The following is a 24,158-nucleotide window of genomic DNA, read 5'->3' on the forward strand; positions in this document are numbered from 1 at the left end:
CAGAAAGTCGCCTTCGCCACTGGTGTTCCTCCATATCTCTACGCATTTCACCGCTACACATGGAATTCCACTTTCCTCTTCTGCACTCAAGTCTCCCAGTTTCCAATGACCCTCCACGGTTGAGCCGTGGGCTTTCACATCAGACTTAAGAAACCACCTGCGCGCGCTTTACGCCCAATAATTCCGGATAACGCTTGCCACCTACGTATTACCGCGGCTGCTGGCACGTAGTTAGCCGTGGCTTTCTGGTTAGGTACCGTCAAGGTGCCAGCTTATTCAACTAGCACTTGTTCTTCCCTAACAACAGAGTTTTACGACCCGAAAGCCTTCATCACTCACGCGGCGTTGCTCCGTCAGACTTTCGTCCATTGCGGAAGATTCCCTACTGCTGCCTCCCGTAGGAGTCTGGGCCGTGTCTCAGTCCCAGTGTGGCCGATCACCCTCTCAGGTCGGCTACGCATCGTTGCCTTGGTGAGCCGTTACCTCACCAACTAGCTAATGCGACGCGGGTCCATCCATAAGTGACAGCCGAAGCCGCCTTTCAATTTCGAACCATGCGGTTCAAAATGTTATCCGGTATTAGCCCCGGTTTCCCGGAGTTATCCCAGTCTTATGGGCAGGTTACCCACGTGTTACTCACCCGTCCGCCGCTAACTTCATAAGAGCAAGCTCTTAATCCATTCGCTCGACTTGCATGTATTAGGCACGCCGCCAGCGTTCATCCTGAGCCAGGATCAAACTCTCCAATAAAGTTAGTTTGTCTAGCATCTAAAATAAAAATTGACGTTTCACGTTGTTTGTTTCGTTCAGTTTTCAAAGAACTACTTGGTCGCTCATTTGCGACTTCCTTATGTTAACATCTTCGTTTTTCGATGTCAACTAAGTTTTTCAATTTCTTTTTTGTCGTTTTCTGCGTTTCCGCATCAGCGACGGTTATTAATATATCATGGTGAAAAATGAAATGCAACACCTTTTATAAACTTTTTTTAAAACTGCCCACATTTCTTTTTTTATATCATATACTTAAACGAAATATCTCTTTCATGTATGAGCAATTCCTACATATATTTTATATAAAGTTACTCTATCAAAAGACGTTTCTTTCTATAATAAGCGTTTTATTCATATAGCATATCATACAGGGAGGAATATATATGGACTATACCGATTTATTGATCAAACTAGGTCTCTCGGCTATTTTAGGATTTGCCATTGGTTTAGAACGTGAATTAAAACGGAAACCACTTGGTTTAAAAACGTGTTTAGTTATTTCTATTATTAGTTGCCTCCTAACGATTGTTTCTATTAAAGCAGCTTATAACTTACCACATACCGATCATATGAATATGGATCCACTTCGACTTGCCGCTCAAATTGTATCAGGAATTGGTTTTTTAGGTGCTGGCGTAATTTTAAGAAGAGGCAACGATAGCATTGCAGGGCTCACGACTGCCGCTATGATCTGGGGTGCTTCTGGTATTGGTATTGCTGTTGGGGCCGGATTCTATATTGAAGCGATATTCGGAATGTGTTTCCTTATGATTAGTGTCGAACTTATACCACTCGCAATGAAATATGTAGGCCCTAGATCATTTCGTCAACGTGATATCGCTGTGAAACTTGTTGTACGAAATATGGACAATATCCCAATCGTAATTGAAGAAATAAAAGAAATGGATATAAAAGTTAAGAATATGAAGCTTAAAACATTAGAAAACGGTTCTCACTATTTACATCTTAAACTGTCCATTGATCAAAAAAGACATACTGCTGATGTTTACTATGCTCTCCAGCATCTTGAAAGTGTCCAACAAACTGAAGTGGAAAGTATGTAACGTAAAACAAACTCTCTTTAATTAGAGAGTTTTTCTTTTTTCTATAATGGCAACAATGAATGTAGTCCTACAAAGTAAGGAGGAATAGGCAATTGAAATCCCGTCCGAATTTAGTAGATACATTTCGTGATTCCATTATTTTTCGTTTAATTTGTTTTATTATTGTACTGACTGCTTTTTCCGGTTTTCTTATACATAGATTAGAACCTTTTCATTTCACTACATGGTTTGACGGAATTTGGTGGTCAATCGTTACCATTTTTACAGTTGGATATGGCGACTTTGCTCCCCATACAACGATAGGAAAACTAATAGGTATAAGTATTATTTTATTAGGAACTGGCTTTTGTTCTTATTATATGGTGCTGTTTGCTACTGAAATGATTAATAAACAATATATGAAAATTAAAGGTGAAGAAGCCGCTACTTCTAACGGTCATATGATTATCGTTGGCTGGAATGAGCGCGCAAAACATGTTGTAAAGCAAATGCACGTATTACAACCAAACCTTGATATCGTTTTAATTGATGAAACACTTTCTTTACTCCCAAAACCATTTCATCATTTAGAATTTATAAAAGGTTGCTCGCATCACGATCAAACTTTATTAAAGGCCAATATTGCAACGGCACACACCATATTAATAACAGCTGATAAAGAAAAAAACGAAAGCTCAGCGGATACACAGTCCATTTTAAATATTTTAACTGCAAAAGGGCTCAACCCAAACATTCACTGCATCGCTGAACTTCTTACTTCTGAACAAATACAAAATGCAACGAGAGCTGGCGTGTCAGAAATTATAGAAGGAAATAAATTAACGAGCTATGTATTTACCGCTTCTCTTTTATTCCCTTCCATTTCAGGTGTACTATTTTCACTTTACGACGAAATCTCTGATAATAAATTACAACTGATGGAGCTTCCCCCATCCTGCACCGGACAAACTTTTGCTAATTGTAGCTATACTCTTTTAAAGCAAAACATTCTCTTACTAGGTATAAAGCGCGACGAACAATATATGATTAATCCAGTTCATTCCTTTGTTCTCATTGAAAGCGACATACTCATTGTTATTCACCATTAGTAAAATGACGCTCTAATTCTTGCATGAGCACTTTCCCAATATTGATATATTTTCTTTTCACATCTCCATCTGGATCTTTCGGCTCAGCAAATTGATCCATTCCACTTGTTCCAGCTGTTAAAGTATTCACATTATCATCTAGTTCGTCTTGATATACGTGCGAAAGAATATACGGCGTTCCAAGACGAACTATTACGCCTGGTACATCTAGTTCTCCATCAATGGCTGTAAATGGAACTCGTAAAAATTGATACCCATCTTCTTCATCAATTTTGTAATCGAAGCATCCTTTATCATAATCCCAATTACCACCAATGCTATATCCAAGTGGTTTCATAATCTCTTCTAACTTATATAACGCATATGTACGTCCTTCTAAATTTGATTGAATCGGAATCAAGCCCATCCCTCCTAGACTTTTCCTTTAGCATACCCACTTTAGTTTGAATATACTGATGAACTTTTCGATAAAATAATAAAAAGCGACCGGAATCCGGTCGCTTTTTATTATTTTAAACGCTCTTCTAATTCTGCTTTTAATTCTTCAAATCCTGGTTTACCAAGTAAAGCAAACATGTTTTTCTTGTATGCTTCTACTCCAGGTTGGTCAAATGGATTCACGCCTAATAAGTAGCCGCTCATCGCACATGCTTTTTCGAAGAAGTATACAAGGTAACCGAATGTGTACTCATTTAATTCAGGAATATTTACGATTAAGTTTGGTACTCCCCCGTCGCTATGTGCAAGTAATGTACCTTCGTATGCTTTTGTGTTTACGAAGTCTACAGTTTCACCAGCAAGGTAGTTTAATCCGTCTAAATCGTTTTCTTCTGATTCGATTGTTAGTTCATGTGTAGATTTACCTACTTTAAGAACTGTTTCAAATAAGTCACGACGCCCTTCTTGAACGTATTGACCTAATGAGTGTAAATCAGTTGAGAAGTTTGCTGAAGATGGGAAAATACCTTTTTGATCTTTTCCTTCACTTTCACCAAATAACTGTTTCCACCACTCAGCGAAGTATTGAAGTGCTGGCTCATAGTTAACAAGCATTTCAATTGTTTTTCCTTTATTGTATAAAGCGTTACGAACTACTGCGTATTGGTAAGCTGGATTTTCTTCTAGTTCTGATGTTCCGAAGTCATCATGCCCAGCAGCTGCACCTTTCATCATCTCTTCAATATTTAAGCCACTTACTGCGATTGGTAATAAACCAACTGGCGTTAATACAGAGAAACGACCTCCAACATCATCTGGAATAACAAATGTTTCGTAACCTTCGTTATCAGCTAATGTTTTTAATGCACCACGCGCTTTATCTGTAGTTGCATAAATACGTTTGCGAGCTTCTTCTTTTCCATACTTTTCTTCTAATAACTTACGGAAGATACGGAATGCTAGTGCTGGTTCTGTTGTTGTACCTGATTTGGAAATAACGTTAATAGAGAAGTCTTTACCTTCTAATACGTCCATTAAATCTTTCATGTAAGTGGAGCTAATGTTTTGTCCAACAAATAGCACTTGTGGAGTTTTACGTTGTTCTTTAGAAAGCGTATTGTAGAAAGAATGGTTTAACATTTCGATTGCTGCGCGTGCTCCTAGGTAAGAACCACCAATACCTACAACAAGTAAAATGTCAGAGTCATTTTTAATTTTTTCTGCGCATTTTTGAATGCGAGCGAATTCTTCTTTGTCATATTGAAGCGGAAGGTCTACCCACCCAAGGAAATCGTTCCCAGCTCCAGTTTTTTCGTGGATTGCGTGATGTGTTACTTTCACTGCATCACGTAAATAAGTGATTTCATGTTCACCGATGAAGGATAACGCTTTAGAATAGTCGAACGTTACATGTGTACTCATCTTTTTCCCTCCAATTATGGATATGTATTTCTGTATTCACTTTAGCGAAACTGAAGTTGTAAATCAAGCGATTCAAACATTGTAAACGTAACCAATATATATTTTTTAGAAAAAGTTCATTTTTTGCATAAAAATTCGCATTTTTCGGTATAGATGTATATACATCTTCTTTCAAACATTTTTTATGTATAAAAACAACATAACTACCCCATTCTATAAAAGAGTTAATTAACTCATCGCTTGCTCATGCTTCACAATTAAGGGGGGCTTTTTCATGAGTACTTTACAACGTATCGCATTAGTCTTTACTGTAATTGGCGCTGTGAACTGGGGACTAATCGGGTTTTTCCAGTTTGACTTAGTAGCAGCCATTTTCGGTGGACAAAATTCAGCTCTTGCACGTATTATTTACGGCATCGTTGGTATATCTGGGCTTATCAACCTTGGTTTACTGTTTAAACCATCTGAAAATCTTGGTACGCACCCAGAAACAAACGAAATTCGATAATCAGTATGTCCTTTCACCTCCGACATACGAATATGATTGCATGCAATCATATTTGCAAATATATATCATAAGATAAAGTAAAAGAGGAACGCTCATATGCGTTCCTCTTTTACTTTGTTAACTCGGACTCTTCAATCCATTCTGCCAACTTTTCTCGCAGCGTATTAAATCCGTTTTCAGATGGGTTCGGTATAAGAATCCTTCCTTGTTTTCTTTTCGCCGCTTTTAACGATAAACTCATTTTTCTGTGCTCTTCATCAATTGAAAGTACCTTTACTTCTACTGTATCGCCGACCTTTAAAAAGTCATGAATATCCTTTACATATCCATTTGTAATTTCAGATATATGCACAAGTCCTTGTGTTTCTGCATCTAACGCTACAAACGCACCGTAATCTTGAATTCCAGTCACTTTCCCTGTTACAACCACTCCTGTTGTATATTGTTCTGACATATGAAACACTCCCATACGTTTACCATTCTCTCTACAATTATAGAGAGCAAAGCAGATATATTTATTTTAAATATCCGATTGGTTAGTACACATTCTAGATAACAATATCTAGAATGCGCATACCTTATATTAGTAAATTATACCACTATGACAGAACTCATTCAAAATTCATGAAAAATTTCCCTTAAAGAAGTATAATTCTCCAATATTGGGATAGACTACTAACACATGGCTTTCTAGTATTCCCCCCCTTTTATGGACAAAACGTATTACGTTTTGTCCTTTTTTTATTTTCAACAAACCGTTCCATTCTCTTCATTGCTTCCATAAGTTGTTCAAGCGACGTCGCATAAGAACAACGAATAAACCCTTCACCACTTTCGCCAAATACGCTACCAGGGACAACAGCTACTTTTTCTTCCAGCAATAACTGTTCTGCAAATTCCGCTGAAGATAATCCTGTTGAAGATATAGAAGGGAAAACATAAAATGCTCCGCCCGGCACATGACACGTTAAGCCCATTTCATTGAAAGATGTCGTCATAAAATTACGACGCTTCTTATAACTATCTCTCATCCGAATTACTTCATCATTCCCCGCACGTAACGCTTCAAGTGCTGCGAACTGAGACATCGTCGGTGCACACATCATGGAATATTGGTGAATTTTGAGCATCAATTCTGAAAACTGAACAGGAGCTGCAATCATACCGAGACGCCATCCTGTCATCGCAAATCCTTTTGAAAATCCTGAAATTAAAATCGTATGCTCACGCATATTTTTAATACTCGCGAAACTTGTATATGCTTCGTCGTATACAAGCTCTGCATAAATTTCATCAGATAATACAATTAGATTGTACTTCTCAACAATCACTGCTATTTCTTCAAGCTCGAATTTATTTAGCATTGCACCTGTCGGGTTATTTGGTGAACAAAGTAAAATCGCCTTTGTTTTCGCTGTAATAGCTGCTTCAATTTGTTCTGGTTGTACTTTAAACTCGTTTTCTAGCTTAGTCGCCACAGGAACCGGAACTCCTCCAGCTAATGTCACAAGTGGTGCATAAGAAACGAAGCTTGGTTCAACAATGAGCACTTCATCATCAGGATTTATAATGGCACGCATCGCTACATCTAACGCCTGGCTCGCTCCAACTGTAACAATGATTTCATCACTTGGATCATAAGATACTGCAAATTGTTTTTTTAGATACTTTGCTATTTCTTGACGGAGCTCCAATAATCCTGCATTTGCTGTATATGACGTATACCCTTGTTCCAAAGAACGAATACATGCTTGCCTTACATTCCAAGGGGTAACAAAATCCGGCTCTCCTACCCCGAGGGAAATAACACCTTTCATATTTGCTGCTAAATCAAAAAATTTTCGAATACCAGATGGTTTTAAAGATTCTGCTGATCTAGATAGTTCAAATTGCTTCATGGTGTCACCACAATTCGCTTATCATCATCGTCTTTTTCATAAATAACGCCCTCATGTTTATACTTCTTCAAAATGAAATGAGTAGTTGTAGAAACGACAGATTCAATTGTTGCTAATTTCTCAGAAACAAACATCGCTACTTCCCCCATCGTTTTCCCTTCTAATGTAATAGAAAGATCATATGTCCCTGACATTAAATAAACGGATTTCACTTCTGAATAACGATAAATTTGCTCAGCAACCGCATCAAACCCAACGCCGTGCTTTGGCGTAACTTTCACATCGATCATTGCCGTTAAACCTGTATGTTCTTTCACTTTCGTCCAATCGATATGTGTTACATAATCCACAATAATCTTTTCATTTTCTAATCTCGCAACCATCTTCTTTACTTCTTCTACTTCTATATTTAACAGCTTCGCTAATGTATCTACAGATAATCGACTACTCTTTTCAAGACAAGCTAATAATTCTAATTCTTTTTCTGTCACCATATAAATCATCCTTCCTTTTCGTTTGTGTCTAAATTATACAAATACCCTTTCCAGTTTGGAAAGAAGATTTTTCTATTGAATTATGTCAAAATAAAGTGAAACTTTAATCAGCGGAATGCTTCACCCCGCTGATTATCAGCCCACACCAATCGGGCTTTTACGAGCAGTTGATCTCCCACCTCACTTCTTTGTCTCAACCGTCTTTTTAGGTTGGAGTCTTACTGCTCGTTAAAGCGGGGTAAAGTGAAACTTTAATCAGTGGAAAAATGCGTGATAAAGCGAAAGGGGATGGAACCGTGAAACCAAAAATTTATATTGCTGAACCAGTTCCGACATTTGTAGAAAACTATTTATCAGAACACTGTGATTACGAAAAATGGGATCAAAATGAGAAAGTACCTCGTGATGTTCTATTAGAGAAAATACAAGATAAAGATGGGTTATTAAATTTCGGATCTGCTATTAATGAAGAATTACTGACAGTGGCTCCTAACTTAAAAGTAGTGAGCAATATTTCTGTTGGTTACGATAATTTTGATTTACAAGCGATGAAAAACCGAAATGTTATCGGAACGAATACACCATACGTATTAGATGATACAGTAGCTGATCTCGTTTTCGCCCTTATGCTATCAGCTGGGCGCCGCGTTTGCGAACTCGATTCTTACGTAAAAAATGGTGAATGGAACGCTGAAATCGGAAAAGAACACTTCGGACTAGATGTACACCATAGCACAATTGGTATTATCGGTATGGGCCGAATTGGAGAAGCCGTTGCAAAACGAGCAAAATTCGGATTTGATATGAATGTTCTTTACTATAACCGCCGTCGTAAAGAAGAAGCTGAACAAAAATTCGATGCTACATATTGTGATTTACAGACGCTACTGAAGCAGTCTGACTTTATTGTTCTTCTTACTCCATTAACAGATGAAACATATCACCTTATCGGAGAAAAGGAATTTTCATTAATGAAAGAAACAGCAATCTTCATTAATGCTTCTCGGGGGAAAACAGTAGATGAAGAAGCGTTAATCCATGCTTTAACAGAAAAGAAAATCTTTGCAGCAGGCATCGATACTTTTACACAAGAGCCAATTCAAAAAGATAATCCACTCTTATCATTACAAAATGTTGTGACTTTACCACATATCGGATCTGCAACATTAAAAACTCGTCAGCAAATGGCCATGACCGCCGCTGAAAATTTAGTTGCAGGATTACAAGGAAAAACACCGCCTAATATTGTGCGCGGATAATACTGAATAAACGAAAGGCAAGATGACATCGTCATCTTGCCTTTTTTTGTTAACATATTTTCTTCTTCCTTGGAGATGATATGAACAAAAATCAATGGAGTGACAAAAAATGAATCATAAATATACTTGTCCTTATTTCACTTTTTCCACTCGCGGCACTACTGTTCATTACGAATTGTATGAACATGATAATAAAACAGAACGCCCTACTTTCGTACTCGTTCACGGCTTTTTATCTTCCTCATTCAGTTACCGCCGTCTCATTCCTTTACTAGCGAAGGAAGGAACAGTCATTGCTCTTGATTTACCACCGTTCGGAAAAAGTGATAAGTCTCATCTGTTTAAGTATTCTTATCACAATTTAGCAACGATTATTATTGATTTAATTGAACATTTATCTCTCTCAAACATTGTATTAGTTGGGCATTCTATGGGTGGGCAAATTTCTCTCTATGTAAACCGTATACGTCCTGAACTCATTTCAAAGACGATTTTACTATGTAGCTCGAGCTATTTAGCGCGCGCAACCTTACCTTTACTATACTCTTCTTATTTACCGTTCTTTCATTTATACGTAAAGAACTGGATTATACGGCGCGGCATTGTTCATAACTTAATGAATGTCGTTCATGATCACTCATTAATTGACGATGAAATGAAAAAAGGTTACTCCGCTCCTTTTTATGACAACCGTATATTTCCCGCTTTAACTCGCATGATACGAGACCGTGAAGGTGACTTATCTTCAACTGAATTACAAAAAATCGAAACACCTATCCTACTCATTTGGGGTGAAAAAGACCGCGTCGTCCCTGTACATGTAGGTCATCGTCTACACAAAGATTTACCGAATTCAAAATTTATTTCTTATGAAAATACAGGACATTTACTACCTGAAGAAAAGCCTGAACATGTTTATGAAGAAATTATCGCTTTTTCCGCGCAATAAAATGAAACTTTAATCAGTCCCTACCTAACTTCTTTGCTTCCGCTGAATTTTGAGGTCGGGGTCTTACTGCCCGGAAAATAGCGGGATAATATAAAAAAGGCTGTCGGAAATTCCGACAGCCTATAATGAACAGCTTCCACCTTCTTTTATTACAAGTAATTCCATAGCTAATTTCTCACATTTTTCAAGCGCAGGTACTTCCTCAAAAGACATAAAGTATATATGTTGAATCTTCTTTGCGATGTATTTTGGATCGTCAAACACACTTATGACGTTCACAACATCGCTCGCTTCTGTTTCATAAAACTCCGGTCCCATTTGAAACGGATCCCAATTCTTCACAACCTCTATCATCTTTTCATATGTACCCATTCGCTTCCCGCCTTTTCACTTTTTAATACTTTTCTTTATCCTATCACATCAGCTATTCTATAAGAAGAGAGAGAACTTTCATAACTTATTGGTTTTACAGAAGAAGGGAGCAAACTTATGCAACTATTTCATAAAGCAATCAATCGACGTGGAACGCATAGTATAAAATGGGATACATATAAAAACGAAGAACTTATCCATGCTTGGATTGCTGATATGGATTTTGAAGTACCAAAACCAATTCAAACTGCCTTAAAACAACGAATCGAACATCCGATTTTTGGCTATACACTTCCTCCCGAAAATATTGGGAATATTATTTGTAACTGGACAAAACAACAATACGACTGGGATATTCAAAAAGAATGGATTGTCTTTAGCGCCGGAATCGTTCCAGCTCTTAGTACGAGCATACAGGCTTTCACAAAAGAAAACGAATCCGTTCTCGTACAACCACCTATTTATCCTCCATTTTTCGAAATGGTCACAACAAACAACAGACAGTTATACGTGAGTCCATTACAGAAACAAAATGATACATATGTGATAGACTTCAAGCATTTAGAAAAGCAGTTTCAGCAAGGCATCAAACTCATGCTTCTTTGTAGCCCTCATAACCCAATCGGGCGCGTTTGGACGAAAGAGGAACTTTTGCAGCTCGGATCGTTATGTACTAAATATAACGTAATCGTTGTGGCGGATGAAATTCATTCCGATATTATTTACGCAGATCATACACATACACCATTCGCTTCTTTATCTGAAGAATTAGCAGCTCGCACGATTACTTGTATGGCTCCAAGTAAAACATTTAATATCGCTGGATTACAAGCATCGATTATTATCATTCCTAACGAAAAACTGCGTCAAGCCTTTACATCTATCCAATATAGACAAGGCTTCCACGGATTAAATATCTTCGCTTATACAGCGATGCAAAGTGCCTATACAGAATGTAACGATTGGCTAAACGAAATTCGATTATATATAGAAGATAATGCTCAATTTGCTTGTGAATATATTAAAACTCACATACCTGCTCTTTCCGTAACGAAGCCAGAAGGTAGCTTTTTATTATGGATTGATTGTTCTCGTCTAAAGCTTTCTCAAAACGAGCGTACTGCATTACTTGAGGAAAAAGGAAAAATCATTGTTGAACCTGGTGAGAAATACGGGTTAGGTGGCGAAGAACATATTCGAATTAATATCGGCTGTCCACGATCTGTTTTAGAAGAAATTTTAAACAGACTGCGTCATACGTTTTCATAATAAGAAAGGAGTCTGTCCCCCTAATCATTCTTGGACAGACTCCTTTGTCATATTTTGTCGGTAAGTCGATATATTCCAATAATCGCTGATATATTTTCAATTACATTTCACAAAGAAAGCTACCATTCACGGTAGCTTTTACTTTTTCTTCATATCCGATGCTTTTTTTACAATTACGCCACAAGCAATTCGATCCCCTGATTTACCTGTCGGTTGAGTCATACCATCATCAGGGTTTTCTGTAATAATAATAGACGCTCCATCTTTTCTATGAATCGTCGTTTTTCCTTCTTCAAGTGTGATGTGTGGGGCATTAATTTCCGCCTTAATCTTTCCAGAACCATCTGCAACTACGTTCGGTAAATCACCGTTTTCTGCACCCTTCGGATTAAGAAGACCATGTTTTTTATCATCTGGATTAAAATGATTTCCAGCTGATTCAAAACGAGGTGCTTTACACTCTCCAATTTCGTGTACATGTAGTCCGTGCGGGCCTGGCGTGAAACCTTCCCCTTTAATCGTAATTTTCACTCCACTTGTTTGCTGAACTACTTTCGCAGTCCCTACTTCATCTCCTGAAGCATTATGTAATTTCACTTCAATTTCTTTCGGCTTTCCTTGGTCACAACCTGCCATCAGAAATAATAAACAACAACTGAAAAAAAGCCGTTTCTTCATTTTATTCCCTCCAAAATATATTCTGCCCTTAGATTGTCCGAGCATAGAGGGAAACATACAAAAATGCATTACTGTTTCTTTTCAGCTAATAGTTTTTCTTCAACTTTCTGCAATCGCTCTGCTTCTCTTTTTGATACACGAATAAACATGCGCCACGTGGCAATAGCACCGATAATAAATAGAACGCAAACAAGCCCTGGAATAATATATTCTGTTTTATCTTCCGGAAAATATAAAGGCATCATATAGAACACTCCTTATTATAGGATTTATAAAACATCAGAATTTTCTGTTATATCATTTTAAATTATAGTGGAACCTATCCATATTCTCAAGGGGCGTTCTGAAAGCAAATGATTTCTTTGACTCCTTCTCCTACTTTCCTTACTATAAACTTGAGGTGAAAAATATGAGAGAAACATTTGAAATTGGCGAAATCGTTACTGGTATTTATAAAACAGGAAAATACATTGGCGAAGTTACAAATAGCCGCCCTGGCAGTTACGTCGTAAAAGTATTAGCTGTTTTAAAACATCCGGTGCAAGGTGACTTACATAACGTAAAACAAGCTGACGTACCATTTTTCCATGAAAGACGCGCTTTAGCTTTCCGTGAACAGACGAACATTCCAGAGCAAATGGTGAAAAAATATGAAGGAGAAATTCCGGATTATACCGAGTCACTAAAATTAGCATTAGAAACTCAAATGAATTCATTTTTTGAAGATGATTCACCTTTTGCAGAGCGTAGTCTAGAAACATTACAACAGTTAAAGAAAGACTACAAACTCTAAAAAACAAAACGACCAAATTACATAATGTGCAATTTGGTCGTTACTGTGTGCTCACTTTCTTTAACACTTTTGAAAAATCAACGAGTTCTCCTAATGTTGGAGGTGCTGGCTTTACTAAATACTCTTTATCTTTTTCTACTAGTTTAAAAATATTGTACGTCGTCATCGCATCATCAAGCGCACAATGATGCTTCCCTGTCCCTACTTTTCCATACGCCTCAATTGCTTTCCATAATCCTGTTTGATTTCTTTCTCCAAAAAACTTCTTATACTCAAGCGATAAATCACGACACTGTCCGAAGAATGGAAAAGCTATCCCTGCCATCTCACAATTATGCTTCAGCACTTTCATATCCATATTTCCCCACGTTACAATTGTCGGTTTACATTTCGTTTCGTATTCTGCAAGCTTCTTAACGAGTTCAGGAAATGAAATCCCTTTATCTACGACTTCTTGTTTTATTCCCAAAAACTTCTTACATCGATCCGTTAAAGAGGGAAATGTTTTCGGCCTGACATGTGATGAATACGTATCTTCTACCTTACAGCCAGCAACTGAAACGAGTCCTACCTCAATAATCTCTGGAAAAAATCCTTTCGGTTTCTTTCTATGCTGGGGCATCGTAAACTCAAAGTCTAAAAATAAAAATCGTTGTTCATCCATACGATCCCTTCCTTATCATTTTTGTCATTCCTTTCTATTTGACACTCCTACACGAACAAGCTCGAATGCTAATTCCATTTTAAATATTCAGATTGGATGTATCTTATATATATGTCAAATGCCCACAAATATTTTAAAAAATAAGAAAAAATGACCTATGCAGAAAATATGACAAAATCTCTCCTTTCATTTACATCCGCAGTTTTTCTACTTTATAATGACGTTATGTGTGTTTCATCTAGTTAATATTTGACACACTAAGAAAAATGAATGAAAGGAGATGAGATTTTTGCACGAAACAACGCAAGAACTCGCTAACTGGCAGTATTATTTTGCTATCGCAGTCTTTTTAATTACATATGCCATTATTATTTCTGAAAAAATTAATCGCGCTGTCATCGCACTTCTCGGTGCAGCATTCATGGTAATTGTGGGGGTCGTCGATTTACATAACGCCTTTACGAAACATATTGAATGGGGAACGATTACGCTACTCATCGGTATGATGATTTTGGTGAACATTACGAGTAAATCAGGTGTTTTCCAATACGTTGCCATTAAAGCAGCAAAAGGGGCACAAGGAAATCCAATTAAAATTTTAATTTCCCTTTCCCTACTTACCGCGCTTGGCTCCGCATTTTTAGATAACGTTACAACTGTACTTCTTGTTGTTCCAGTTACTTTATCTATTACGCGCATACTGCAAGTAAATCCTGTTCCTTATTTACTTTCTGAAATTATTTTTTCAAATATTGGAGGAACAGCAACATTAATTGGTGATCCACCTAACATTATGATTGGTTCTGCAAATAAGCATTTAGACTTCAATGCTTTCCTATTGAATCTAGCACCAATCGTAATTATTATTATTGCAGTTACAGCAACAATACTTTACTTCATGTACCGCAAACAATTAATTGCCGATCCTGTACAAGTAAAAAAATTAATGAGCTTAGATGAAAAACAATACATTAAAGATCCAGTATTAATGAAAAAATCTTTAACGGTACTTGGACTTACAATTATAGGTTTCATGACTCATTCTATTTTCCATATTGATGCCGCTATTATCGCCTTAACTGGTGCTACTGTACTTATGTTAATTGGTGTGAAAGAACATGAAATTGAAGAGGTATTCGCAAGTGTAGAATGGGTAACAATCTTCTTCTTCGCAGGGCTATTCGTACTTGTTGGAGGACTTATCGATATCGGTCTTATCAAAATGTTAGCTCAAAAAGTAATTGGTATAACAGGCGGAGATATTTCTTACGCATCCATTCTTATTTTATGGGTATCTGGTATCGCCTCTGCAACAATTGATAACATCCCATTCGTTGCAACAATGATTCCACTTATTAACGATATGGCAGTTGGGCTAGGCTTATCACCATCTGACGCACAAATCGATGTATTATGGTGGGCATTAGCACTAGGTGCTTGTCTGGGCGGAAACGGAACATTAATCGGAGCTTCTGCTAACGTAATCGTTGCAGGTATCGCGAGCCGCGAAGGACATAAATTTAGTTACATGGACTTCCTAAAAGTCGGTTTCCCAATTATGATCGTTTCATTAATCATTTCTCACATTTATATTTATTTACGCTACCTTATGTAGTAAAAAAAGCGCTCTGAAAATCAGGGCGCTTTTTTACTTATATCTAAAATATATCGACTTATCAACAAAACGAAAAATCTACTCTTTATATCTCACCGGTTCATTCCGAATAATAAATAAATGAATCGGTAAGAACACCGAAAATGTGATTACATGAATAATCGTAAATAATATAGAGTTTGTTCCGTATCTGTCTAAAATAGCGTAGATAAGATAAATGGACAATACAATCGATACAGCTGTTGCTAGTAAACTTATAATTGGTACGAAATTAAAAATAAAACATGCAACATATATGCCGAATACTTTCCACCCTGCTTCTTCTTTCAAAAAATCTGGTAATTTATCTTTCGCTAAGTCACCCCATGTCTTACTATTCAAAAACGGAATAAACGCAAGCACCCCGTCCGTTGCACCATCATTTTTCGCCATCGAATAAAGTGCAAAAGCCGTTAACAAATATGAAATAATTGCCCAAATCAATATAACAAGAATAAACGCAAAACTAAGAGCAAAGAAACCTGCTAATACGCCTTGATCCTCCATCTTATCCTCTCCTCTCTACTTTCAACATATTTCATTACATTGCAAGTTATGTTTTAAAATTTATCCAAACTCTTTGTATAATAAGAGAAGAAAGAGAATAAGAGAGGAGCAACACTTATGCATCCATTTGTAAAAGCATTACAAGAGCATTTCACAGCTCATCAAAATCCTGAAAAAGCAGAACCTATGGCTCGTTATATGAAAAATCACTTCCCATTTCTAGGTATTCAAACACCGGAAAGACGCCAATTATTAAAAGACATCATTCAAATACATACTCTCCCAGATCAAAAAGACTTCCAAATTATCATACGTGAGCTTTGGGACTTGCCAGAACGTGAATTCCAAGCGGCCGCACTTGATATTATGCAAAAATATAAAAAGCATATAAACGAAACTCATATCCCCTTCTTAGAAGAACTGATTGTCACAAAATCTTGGTGGGACTCTGTCGATAGCATCGTCCCTACATTTTTAGGCGATATCTTTTTAAAACATCCAGAATTAATTTCTGCCTATATTCCAAAATGGATTGCATCAGATAACATATGGTTACAACGTGCCGCTATTTTATTCCAACTAAAATATAAACAAAAGATGGATGAAGAACTTCTTTTCTGGATTATTGGACAACTACATTCTTCAAAAGAATTTTTCATTCAAAAAGCGATTGGCTGGGTCCTTCGTGAATATGCAAAAACAAATCCGAATGTAGTTTGGGAATACGTTCAAAACAATGAGCTCGCTCCATTAAGTAAGTGTGAAGCAATTAAGCATATTAAAGAAAATTACGGAATAAATAATGAAAAAATAGGCGAGACTCTATCATAGATAGACGCGTTCCTCTATTGAGATTTAAAAAAGAACGTGTTAGAATATGTTCATTATTATTAATATAAGTAGCGATGACGGACTTATAAGTACTTGCATAAAAAGCGATTCAGGGATAGTGAAAGCCTGAAGCCGCAAGGAAACGGCAGTCCCGAGCAATACATGATAAAGTGGATGCACCTTTTGTGTATCAACTAGGGTGGAACCGCGGGCAAACGCTCGTCCCTAGGCAAATAAGCCTTGGGATGAGCGTTTTTTTATGTTCTTTTTAGCATATACTGCTCGTTTCCAAAGTATCAGAGTATGTCATCGCCAATACGTTAACTTTCAAAAGGAGGATTTTCTTATGTATTCAATGGAACAAGTTGTAAACTTAGCGAAACATCGCGGTTTTGTTTTCCCTGGTTCTGAAATTTACGGTGGTCTTGCAAACACTTGGGATTACGGTCCACTTGGAATCGAATTAAAAAATAACGTTAAAAAAGCTTGGTGGAAAAAATTCATTCAAGAATCTCCACACAACGTTGGTTTAGACGCAGCTATTTTAATGAACCCTAAAACTTGGATCGCTTCTGGTCACGTTGGTAACTTCAACGATCCAATGATTGACTGTAAAAAATGTAAAGCTCGTCACCGTGCTGACAAATTAATTGAGGATGCTTTAGATGCAAAAGGCATCGAAATGGTTGTTGACGGTCTTACTTTCGACCAAATGGCTGACTTAATGAAAGAACATGAAGTAAAATGTCCTGATTGCGGTAGTGAAGAATTCACTGAAATCCGTCAGTTCAACTTAATGTTCAAAACATTCCAAGGTGTTACAGAGTCTAGCACAAACGAAATCTTCCTTCGTCCTGAAACAGCACAAGGTATTTTCGTAAACTTCAAAAACGTTCAACGCTCTATGCGTAAAAAGCTTCCATTTGGTATCGGCCAAATCGGTAAGAGTTTCCGTAACGAAATCACGCCTGGTAACTTCACATTCCGTACACGTGAATTCGAACAAATGGAACTTGAATTCTTCTGTAAGCCTGGTGAAGATTTAGAGTGGTTTGCATTCTGGCGTGAAACTTGTAAAAACTGGTTACTTTCACTTGGTATGTCTGAAGAGAGCATGCGTCTTCGTGACCACGGTGAAGAAGAGTTATCTCACTACAGTAATGCAACAACTGACATTGAATTCAAATTCCCATTCGGTTGGGGCGAACTTTGGGGCGTTGCATCTCGTACAGACTTCGACTTAAAACGTCACATGGAACATTCAAACGAAGACTTTAACTATATTGATCCACAAACGAATGAGCGTTACGTGCCATACTGCATCGAGCCATCTTTAGGCGCAGACCGCGTAACATTAGCATTCTTATGTGATGCATATGAAGAAGAGCAATTAGAAAACGATTCTCGTACAGTTCTTCGTTTCCACCCTGCTTTAGCACCATACAAAGCAGCTATCTTACCATTATCTAAGAAGCTATCTGAAGGTGCTACTGAAGTATTCGCAGAATTAGCTAAAGACTTCATGGTAGACTTTGATGAAACTGGTTCTATCGGTAAACGTTACCGTCGTCAAGACGAAATCGGTACACCATTCTGTATCACATACGACTTCGACTCAGTTGAAGACAAAGCTGTTACAGTACGTGACCGTGACACAATGGAACAAGTTCGTATGCCAATTAGCGAACTAAAAGGTTTCTTAGAGAAGAAAATCCAGTTCTAATTATAAGAAAAAGAGGCTGCTCATAAGAGCGCCTCTTTTTTACTTTTCACGTTTTTCTTTAATTGCTACTGTACATCTTGATATACATAGTAAATCATCATTTTCATCAATAATACGAACATCCCAAACCATTGTCGATTGTCCTCTATGTATCGGTGTTCCGATCGCTGTTACAATTCCATCTTTCTTTGAGCGAATGTGGTTTGCATTAATTTCTAATCCGAAACAAATACATTTTTCTTGATCAATTAAATTATATGAACCAACACTTGCCACTGTTTCCGCTAATGCAACCGATGCACCTCCATGTAAAAATCCAAACGGTTGATGCGTACGCTCATCAACAGGCATCGTAGCAACTACCTTATCTTCTGTCATCTCTAACAACTCAATTCCAAGTGAATCCATTAAAGTTTTTGCCATATCGCTTCCCCCTTCTCTTACTTTAATTAAATGTATAATTTTACCTATTTATTTTCAAACTACTTATAACACTTATATAAGGAGGCTTCACCTAAATGAAACAGAAATTTTGTATATTACTGCTTATGTTCTCCTTGCTGACTATTGTACCAAATTGTGCAATAACAGCCAAAGCATCTAACCTGACAATCGATGTTAAGACTGTAACGCAAAAAGGTAAGAAACCTTATATAGAATATCAAATAAATAGGCCTTCTTTTCACAACTTTTCTGATTCTAAATTTCAAAATAAACTCAATTTATACTACAAAAAATCCACTGACAAATTTAAAAACAAATTAGAAAAAGAAGCAAAAAAATATTATAAAGAGACAGAAGGATCTAGTACACCCTTTCATCCGTACGTAGCAAATGTTGATTATAAAGTCTCTTTAAACAAACCACCTTTTCTTAGCCTATATGTGAATTACTATCAATATACTGGCGGAGCACACGGTCTTTATACGTGGAAGGCAAATACATTCGATTTAAACGAAAAAAAGGTACTGCACTTAGACGATTTATTTCAACAAAAGGATAAATATAAAGATGTAATCCGTGCGGAGATTGTACGACAAATTAAACAAAATGAAAGCATTTATTTTCCTGATGCAACTGAAAAAGTAATGAGTATGAAAAAATTCCACTTCTTTTTAGAGCCAGACAATCTCGTCATTTATTTCCCTTTATATGAGATTGCTCCCTATTCAAGTGGAATTCCGCAATTTCGTATTCCATATACGTTGCTAAGAGACTATTTAAAGCCTTCTTATCAAAATATTTTGATTGACAACAAGTAAATATTTTCGCTACGATAATGTTAACCTAAAAACAACAGGAGGTTAACATTATGAGAAGATTTCATGTTTTAGATTTAGCATTAGCTGCCATGTTCGTTGCTCTTATGGCCATCGGTGCAAATATTGTATCTTGGGCACCTTTCTTACAAGTAGCAGGCATCCCATTATCTATGCAACCATTTTTCGCAATTTTAGCAGGTCTTCTTCTTGGAAGTAGACTTGGTGCCTTATCCATGACTGTATATATGCTCGTTGGCTTAGCCGGCGCACCAATCTTCGCTAACTTCAAAGCTGGATTTGGAGCACTTTTAGATCCTACTGGTGGTTTTATTATCGCCTTTATTATCGTTGCTTACGTATCAGGAAAACTAGTAGAACAAAAAGAAAGACCAACTTTCATTACATTTGCAATTGCCTCTTTCACTGGAATTATTTTAACTTATATAATCGGTACTACTTACATGTACGGAGCAGTCAATCTCTTTATGGGCGGTAATATGAGCTATAAAGCTGCTTGGATGATTATGATGTGGTTTGCAGTAAAAGATATTGCATTTACAATTATCGGTGCTATTATCGCACCTCGCATATACTATGCTGTGCGTCGTTCTGCTTATCAGCATTCTCATTCGACGATTTCATAATAAAAAAGAGTTATTGCAGATTGCTGCAATAACTCTTTTTTTATATTAAGACTCTTGATTCGCTTGTTCTTCTAAAATTTTCTTCATCATTGCAACCATGTCATCACGTAATTCTGGGTGTTGCAGGGCCATTTCAATTGTCGTTTGAACGAATCCTAGCTTTTCACCTACGTCGTAGCGCTTTCCTTCGAAATCGTAAGCAAATACACGTTGGATTTCATTTAAGCTTTGGATTGCATCTGTTAATTGAATTTCACCACCAGCACCGACATGTTGCTGTTCTAAGAACATAAAGATTTCAGGCGTTAAAATGTAACGGCCCATAATTGCTAAGTTTGAAGGAGCTGTACCTTGTGCTGGTTTCTCAACGAAATTGCGAACTTGGTAACGACGACCTTCTTGTTCTAATGGATCGATAATTCCATAGCGATGTGTTTCCGACTCTGGAACAGTTTGTACACCAATAACAGAAGAAAGTGTTTTTTCATACTCATCCATTAATTGACGTAAACACGGTTTCTCAGCTTGGACAATATCATCACCTAGTAACACTGCAAACGGCTCATCACCAATGAATTTACGCGCACACCAAACAGCATGTCCTAGTCCCTTCGGCTCTTTTTGACGGATATAATGAATATCTACCATTTTTGAAGAAGCTTGTACTTTTTCAAGCAACTCATATTTTTTCTTCTCTAATAAGTTTTGTTCTAGTTCAAATGCATTATCAAAATGATCTTCAATAGAACGCTTTGTTTTACCAGTAACGATAATAATATCTTCGATACCCGATTTCACTGCTTCTTCTACAATGTATTGGATCGTTGGTTTATCTACTATCGGTAACATTTCTTTCGGCATTGCTTTCGTTGCTGGTAAAAAACGTGTTCCTAATCCAGCTGCTGGGATTATCGCTTTTCTTACTTTTTTCATCACAAAATACCCTCTCTCCTGTCGGAATCAATAGCAATTATTTCCTACATAAAACAAAAGGGAGATTTCGCTCCCTTTTGTTCCTTACTACTTAAAATTACTTTGTATTATAAACGATTCATAATGTCTTCTTTAATAGTAAGTAACTTTTGTTCACTATTTTGTAAAGAACTATCTTTTACACCAAAGTAAAACTTAATCTTCGGCTCAGTTCCAGATGGACGTAGGCAGAACCATGAACCATCCTCTAATTGATATTTTAACACATTTGATTTCGGTAAGTGAATCTCTTCTTTATGTCCATCTTGTAAAGATGTAACGATGCTTGCTTTATAGTCTTCCACTGCTACGACTGTTAAGCCTGCTACTTCTTTCGGCGGATTCTCACGGAACGTTGCCATCATCTCTTGGATTTTTTCCGCTCCATCTTTTCCTTTTAACGTTAACGATACAAGGTCTTCACGGAAGAAACCGTACTTCTCAAATACTTCTAATAGACCGTCATATAACGTTTTCCCTTGTGATTTGTAGTATGCAGCTACTTCACATGCAAATAGGACAGATTGTACTGCATCTTTATCACGGCAGAATGGGCGGATTAAATAACCATAGCTTTCCTCATAACCGAATTGGAATTCATATTGTCCGCTTTCTTCATACTGCCTAATTTTCTCACCGATAAATTTAAATCCAGTTAACGTATCAACTGTATCTAAACCGTATGCTTTCGCAATTGTACGGCCAATCTCAGACGTTACGATTGTTTTTAATACGACACCGTTCTCCGGAAGCGTTCCGTTTTCTTTCTTTTGAGATAGTAAGTAATCAAGCATTAATGCACCTGTTTGGTTTCCTGTTAATACTTGGAACTCACCATTATGATTACGCACTGCTACACCTAGACGATCTGCGTCAGGATCAGTTGCGATTAATACATCTGCGCCTACCTTTTCACCGTCACGAATTGCATACTCAAACGCTGCGTGCTCTTCTGGGTTCGGTGATTTTACTGTAGAGAAGTTTGGATCTGGTAACTCTTGCTCTTTTACAACTGTCACATCTGTAAACCCAACTTCTTTTAAACCACGGCGTACAGAAATATTTGATGTTCCGTGTAATGGTGTAAAGACGATTTTTAAGTCTTTGCCGACCTTTTGCACCATTTCTTTATTAATGATGACATTGTTCAATTCTGCAGCATATGCATCATCTACTTCTTGTCCAATAATATGTAATAAACCGTCAGCTTTTAATTGCTCTACATCAGCGACTTCAACTGTTAATTCATCTTCTACTGCATTTACGTAGCTAATTAACTCATCTGCTTCTTTTGGAGGTAACTGTCCACCATCTTCACCGTATACTTTGTATCCGTTATATTCAGGTGGATTATGGCTTGCCGTAAGAACGATTCCACTTACTGTATGTAAATGACGAACTGCGAAAGAAAGTACTGGCGTTGGACGTAAGCTTTCAAACACATATGTTGTGATACCGCGTGCCCCAAGTGTAGCAGCAACTTCCATTGCGAACTCAGGTGATTTATGACGAGAATCATAGGCTACAACAACACCGCGTTTTTTCGCTTCCTCACCTAATTTTTCAATAAAGCTTGCTAATCCTTTTGTTGCTTTACGAACTGTATATACGTTTAAACGGTTCGTACCAGCACCAAGTTCACCACGCATACCACCTGTACCAAACTCTAGATTTTTATAAAAGCTATCCTCGATTTTCTTCTCATCTTGCTTCATATTTTCTAGCTGTTCTTTTAATTCTGCATCTAATTGTGCGTAAGAAAGCCAGCGACTAAATTCTTGTTTCCAATTCATTCTTCTCTCTCCTCTCGCTCGTCATACCTTTATTATATGAAAAAAACATGCTGTATCTCAATATTTTATAAAATCTAGTAGGATTTTACTAGGAATATTTGTATACACTATTGTTAAATACTCCACTAAAGGGAATGAGGATTATGCACGAATGGGGCTTGTCAGAAGAGCTCAAAATACAAACAAAGCAAATGATTGAAATTGCTGAAAAAGAACTATCGATTATGAGGAACGCAATCGATAAAGAAGACGAATGTATTTTATGCAAAATGGAAGATATTCATCATATGTTAGCAAATGTACAAACATTGGCAGCTACATACTACATTCAGGCATATTTATCACCTTATACGGAAAGTTCATCTTTTATTACGACAGCTATCCAACATTTAAGCGCCAGAAAACATGGTGCTCTTATCGTTGTGGAACGAAACGAGACGCTTGAAGCTCTCATTCAAACTGGAACGACATTAAACGCTCATTTAACTGCACCATTACTCGAATCAATATTTTATCCAGGTAACCCTCTTCATGACGGTGCCGTTCTCGTAAAAAATAATCATATTGTCTCAGCTGCTAATATTCTTCCTTTAACGAAAAGTACAGAAGTTGATCCTGAGCTAGGAACACGTCACAGAGCTGCAATTGGCTTATCAGAAAAGAGTGATGCACTTATATTAGTTGTCTCTGAAGAAACGGGCCGTACTTCTTTTGCTTTAAACGGGATTTTGTATACGATTTCTTTATAAACACTTTTTTGAACAGCGCAGTAGTAAATGAAGTTATATCGAATTACCACCAAATACACCTACCATATCAATAGAAGAAGCTGTCTCCAAAATTTGAGACAGCTTTTTCTTCAAAAAAATTATTCTTCTACAAAATGCTCGAAAAGTATACGAATTACCTATACCATTGCTCGAGCTGACCATAAATTATTTGCTCACAGGGATGTCTAAGTACACTTACTACTCTTTTTGTACTCAAAACATGTTTAGACCTCTTTCATAACAACTATATGTTTTCTAAAATGCTTCACTTCTAGCTATTATTTTTTATCTATTTTTAAGAAATAGTAAAAAAGGGTACTTTAGAAATCCTATCT

The 24,158-nt window shown here is 37.0% G+C and carries 26 protein-coding genes and 1 rRNA gene (1 of these 27 cut by a window edge); 13 read left to right on the forward strand and 14 right to left on the reverse strand.

Translation table 11 applies throughout. The features are described from left to right. Nucleotides 1-750 (reverse strand): 16S ribosomal RNA (locus DN399_RS24110); it reaches 802 nt to the left of the window's first position. Nucleotides 751-1,154: 404 nt separating this feature from the next. Here DN399_RS24110 and DN399_RS24115 point away from each other — a divergent pair. Both DN399_RS24115 and DN399_RS24120 read left to right on the forward strand, forming a co-directional pair. Continuing rightward, nucleotides 1,155-1,835, forward strand: a complete 681-nt coding sequence (locus DN399_RS24115; RefSeq protein WP_000386676.1) for an MgtC/SapB family protein — start codon at nt 1,155-1,157, stop codon at nt 1,833-1,835. Between the two features lie 92 nt (nt 1,836-1,927). Further along, a complete protein-coding gene (locus tag DN399_RS24120) occupies nt 1,928-2,923 on the forward strand; it encodes a potassium channel family protein (RefSeq protein WP_149149992.1) in 996 nt (331 codons plus the stop codon). On the opposite strand, the gene DN399_RS24125 is transcribed toward DN399_RS24120, so the two are convergent. After that, on the reverse strand, nt 2,910-3,323 hold the full coding sequence (locus DN399_RS24125; RefSeq protein WP_000612334.1) for a YugN-like family protein: 414 nt from the start codon (nt 3,321-3,323) through the stop codon (nt 2,910-2,912). The genes DN399_RS24120 and DN399_RS24125 overlap by 14 nt on opposite strands. A 107-nt stretch (nt 3,324-3,430) precedes the next feature. Next, the gene (locus tag DN399_RS24130) at nt 3,431-4,783 is read right to left on the reverse strand and encodes a glucose-6-phosphate isomerase (RefSeq protein ID WP_000103654.1); all 1,353 of its coding nucleotides are present in this window, start codon (nt 4,781-4,783) and stop codon (nt 3,431-3,433) included. 274 nt (nt 4,784-5,057) lie between these two features. Between DN399_RS24130 and DN399_RS24140 the strand changes: the two genes are divergently transcribed. Next, complete coding sequence (locus DN399_RS24140) at nt 5,058-5,291, forward strand: DUF378 domain-containing protein (protein ID WP_000105788.1); 234 nt, start codon at nt 5,058-5,060, stop codon at nt 5,289-5,291. Nucleotides 5,292-5,400: 109 nt separating this feature from the next. Here the strand turns inward: DN399_RS24140 and yugI are convergent, their stop codons facing one another. From yugI to DN399_RS24155, 3 genes are all read right to left on the reverse strand, one after another. Then, nucleotides 5,401-5,745, reverse strand: coding sequence for a S1 domain-containing post-transcriptional regulator GSP13 (gene yugI, locus DN399_RS24145; protein WP_000003764.1), 345 nt, complete (start codon nt 5,743-5,745; stop codon nt 5,401-5,403). A gap of 253 nt (nt 5,746-5,998) precedes the next feature. Further along, nucleotides 5,999-7,189: an aminotransferase gene (locus DN399_RS24150; RefSeq protein ID WP_000808534.1), complete on the reverse strand. Its 1,191-nt coding sequence runs from the start codon at nt 7,187-7,189 to the stop codon at nt 5,999-6,001. Beyond that, a complete protein-coding gene (locus tag DN399_RS24155; protein ID WP_000255696.1) occupies nt 7,186-7,683 on the reverse strand; it encodes an Lrp/AsnC family transcriptional regulator in 498 nt (165 codons plus the stop codon). The genes DN399_RS24150 and DN399_RS24155 overlap by 4 nt, the downstream gene beginning before the upstream one ends. Nucleotides 7,684-7,949: 266 nt before the next feature. Between DN399_RS24155 and DN399_RS24160 the strand changes: the two genes are divergently transcribed. Together DN399_RS24160 and DN399_RS24165 are read left to right on the forward strand one after the other, a co-directional pair. Further along, a complete protein-coding gene (locus DN399_RS24160) occupies nt 7,950-8,942 on the forward strand; it encodes a 2-hydroxyacid dehydrogenase (protein ID WP_002024995.1) in 993 nt (330 codons plus the stop codon). A 109-nt stretch (nt 8,943-9,051) separates the two neighbouring features. Further along, entirely contained in the window at nt 9,052-9,891 is an 840-nt protein-coding gene (locus DN399_RS24165; protein WP_001015860.1) for an alpha/beta fold hydrolase, read from the forward strand. A 120-nt stretch (nt 9,892-10,011) separates the two neighbouring features. On the opposite strand, the gene DN399_RS24170 is transcribed toward DN399_RS24165, so the two are convergent. After that, entirely contained in the window at nt 10,012-10,263 is a 252-nt protein-coding gene (locus DN399_RS24170) for a YugE family protein (protein ID WP_000537638.1), read from the reverse strand. Nucleotides 10,264-10,380: 117 nt separating this feature from the next. Here DN399_RS24170 and DN399_RS24175 point away from each other — a divergent pair, with 117 nt between their 5' ends. Further along, entirely contained in the window at nt 10,381-11,532 is a 1,152-nt protein-coding gene (locus tag DN399_RS24175; protein WP_063220137.1) for a MalY/PatB family protein, read from the forward strand. Between the two features lie 138 nt (nt 11,533-11,670). Here the strand turns inward: DN399_RS24175 and sodC are convergent, their stop codons facing one another. After that, a complete protein-coding gene (gene sodC, locus DN399_RS24180; protein ID WP_006922350.1) occupies nt 11,671-12,210 on the reverse strand; it encodes a superoxide dismutase [Cu-Zn] in 540 nt (179 codons plus the stop codon). 68 nt (nt 12,211-12,278) lie between these two features. Further along, complete coding sequence (locus DN399_RS28190; protein ID WP_179953518.1) at nt 12,279-12,455, reverse strand: hypothetical protein; 177 nt, start codon at nt 12,453-12,455, stop codon at nt 12,279-12,281. 164 nt (nt 12,456-12,619) lie between these two features. Here DN399_RS28190 and kapB point away from each other — a divergent pair, with 164 nt between their 5' ends. After that, complete coding sequence (gene kapB, locus DN399_RS24185) at nt 12,620-13,003, forward strand: kinase-associated lipoprotein KapB (protein WP_001209342.1); 384 nt, start codon at nt 12,620-12,622, stop codon at nt 13,001-13,003. 40 nt (nt 13,004-13,043) lie between these two features. Here kapB and kapD read toward each other — a convergent pair whose 3' ends face one another. After that, nucleotides 13,044-13,667 carry a 3'-5' exonuclease KapD gene (gene kapD, locus DN399_RS24190; protein WP_000344356.1) on the reverse strand — a complete coding sequence of 208 codons (624 nt, stop codon included), beginning with the start codon at nt 13,665-13,667 and terminating at the stop codon, nt 13,044-13,046. 289 nt (nt 13,668-13,956) lie between these two features. Between kapD and DN399_RS24195 the strand changes: the two genes are divergently transcribed. Continuing rightward, entirely contained in the window at nt 13,957-15,282 is a 1,326-nt protein-coding gene (locus DN399_RS24195) for an ArsB/NhaD family transporter (protein ID WP_000545208.1), read from the forward strand. Nucleotides 15,283-15,360: 78 nt separating this feature from the next. On the opposite strand, the gene DN399_RS24200 is transcribed toward DN399_RS24195, so the two are convergent. Next, nucleotides 15,361-15,828, reverse strand: a complete 468-nt coding sequence (locus tag DN399_RS24200) for a hypothetical protein (RefSeq protein ID WP_000390061.1) — start codon at nt 15,826-15,828, stop codon at nt 15,361-15,363. 117 nt (nt 15,829-15,945) lie between these two features. On the opposite strand from DN399_RS24200, the gene DN399_RS24205 reads away from it, so the two are divergent. Together DN399_RS24205 and DN399_RS24210 are read left to right on the forward strand one after the other, a co-directional pair. Further along, nucleotides 15,946-16,659 (forward strand): DNA alkylation repair protein, encoded by a 714-nt coding sequence (locus tag DN399_RS24205; RefSeq protein WP_149149993.1) that lies wholly within the window; start codon nt 15,946-15,948, stop codon nt 16,657-16,659. Nucleotides 16,660-17,005: 346 nt separating this feature from the next. Then, the gene (locus tag DN399_RS24210) at nt 17,006-18,382 is read left to right on the forward strand and encodes a glycine--tRNA ligase (protein WP_000287147.1); all 1,377 of its coding nucleotides are present in this window, start codon (nt 17,006-17,008) and stop codon (nt 18,380-18,382) included. Nucleotides 18,383-18,421: 39 nt separating this feature from the next. Here DN399_RS24210 and DN399_RS24215 read toward each other — a convergent pair whose 3' ends face one another. Then, nucleotides 18,422-18,805, reverse strand: coding sequence for a hotdog fold thioesterase (locus tag DN399_RS24215; protein ID WP_001140612.1), 384 nt, complete (start codon nt 18,803-18,805; stop codon nt 18,422-18,424). 95 nt (nt 18,806-18,900) lie between these two features. On the opposite strand from DN399_RS24215, the gene DN399_RS24220 reads away from it, so the two are divergent. Further along, on the forward strand, nt 18,901-19,644 hold the full coding sequence (locus DN399_RS24220; protein ID WP_000810329.1) for a DUF3298 and DUF4163 domain-containing protein: 744 nt from the start codon (nt 18,901-18,903) through the stop codon (nt 19,642-19,644). 50 nt (nt 19,645-19,694) lie between these two features. Beyond that, nucleotides 19,695-20,288, forward strand: a complete 594-nt coding sequence (locus DN399_RS24225) for a biotin transporter BioY (protein WP_001252150.1) — start codon at nt 19,695-19,697, stop codon at nt 20,286-20,288. Between the two features lie 45 nt (nt 20,289-20,333). Here DN399_RS24225 and galU read toward each other — a convergent pair whose 3' ends face one another. Together galU and DN399_RS24235 are read right to left on the reverse strand one after the other, a co-directional pair. Next, nucleotides 20,334-21,221, reverse strand: coding sequence for a UTP--glucose-1-phosphate uridylyltransferase GalU (galU, locus tag DN399_RS24230; protein ID WP_002097988.1), 888 nt, complete (start codon nt 21,219-21,221; stop codon nt 20,334-20,336). A 107-nt stretch (nt 21,222-21,328) separates the two neighbouring features. Beyond that, nucleotides 21,329-23,053 (reverse strand): phospho-sugar mutase, encoded by a 1,725-nt coding sequence (locus DN399_RS24235; protein WP_001104221.1) that lies wholly within the window; start codon nt 23,051-23,053, stop codon nt 21,329-21,331. 143 nt (nt 23,054-23,196) lie between these two features. Here DN399_RS24235 and cdaS point away from each other — a divergent pair, with 143 nt between their 5' ends. Continuing rightward, nucleotides 23,197-23,802, forward strand: a complete 606-nt coding sequence (gene cdaS, locus DN399_RS24240; RefSeq protein ID WP_000545252.1) for a sporulation-specific diadenylate cyclase CdaS — start codon at nt 23,197-23,199, stop codon at nt 23,800-23,802. Nucleotides 23,803-24,158 lie beyond the last annotated feature (356 nt).

The organism is Bacillus sp. AR4-2, from assembly GCF_008274865.1.
Taxonomy (GTDB): Bacteria; Bacillota; Bacilli; order Bacillales; family Bacillaceae_G; genus Bacillus_A; species Bacillus_A cereus.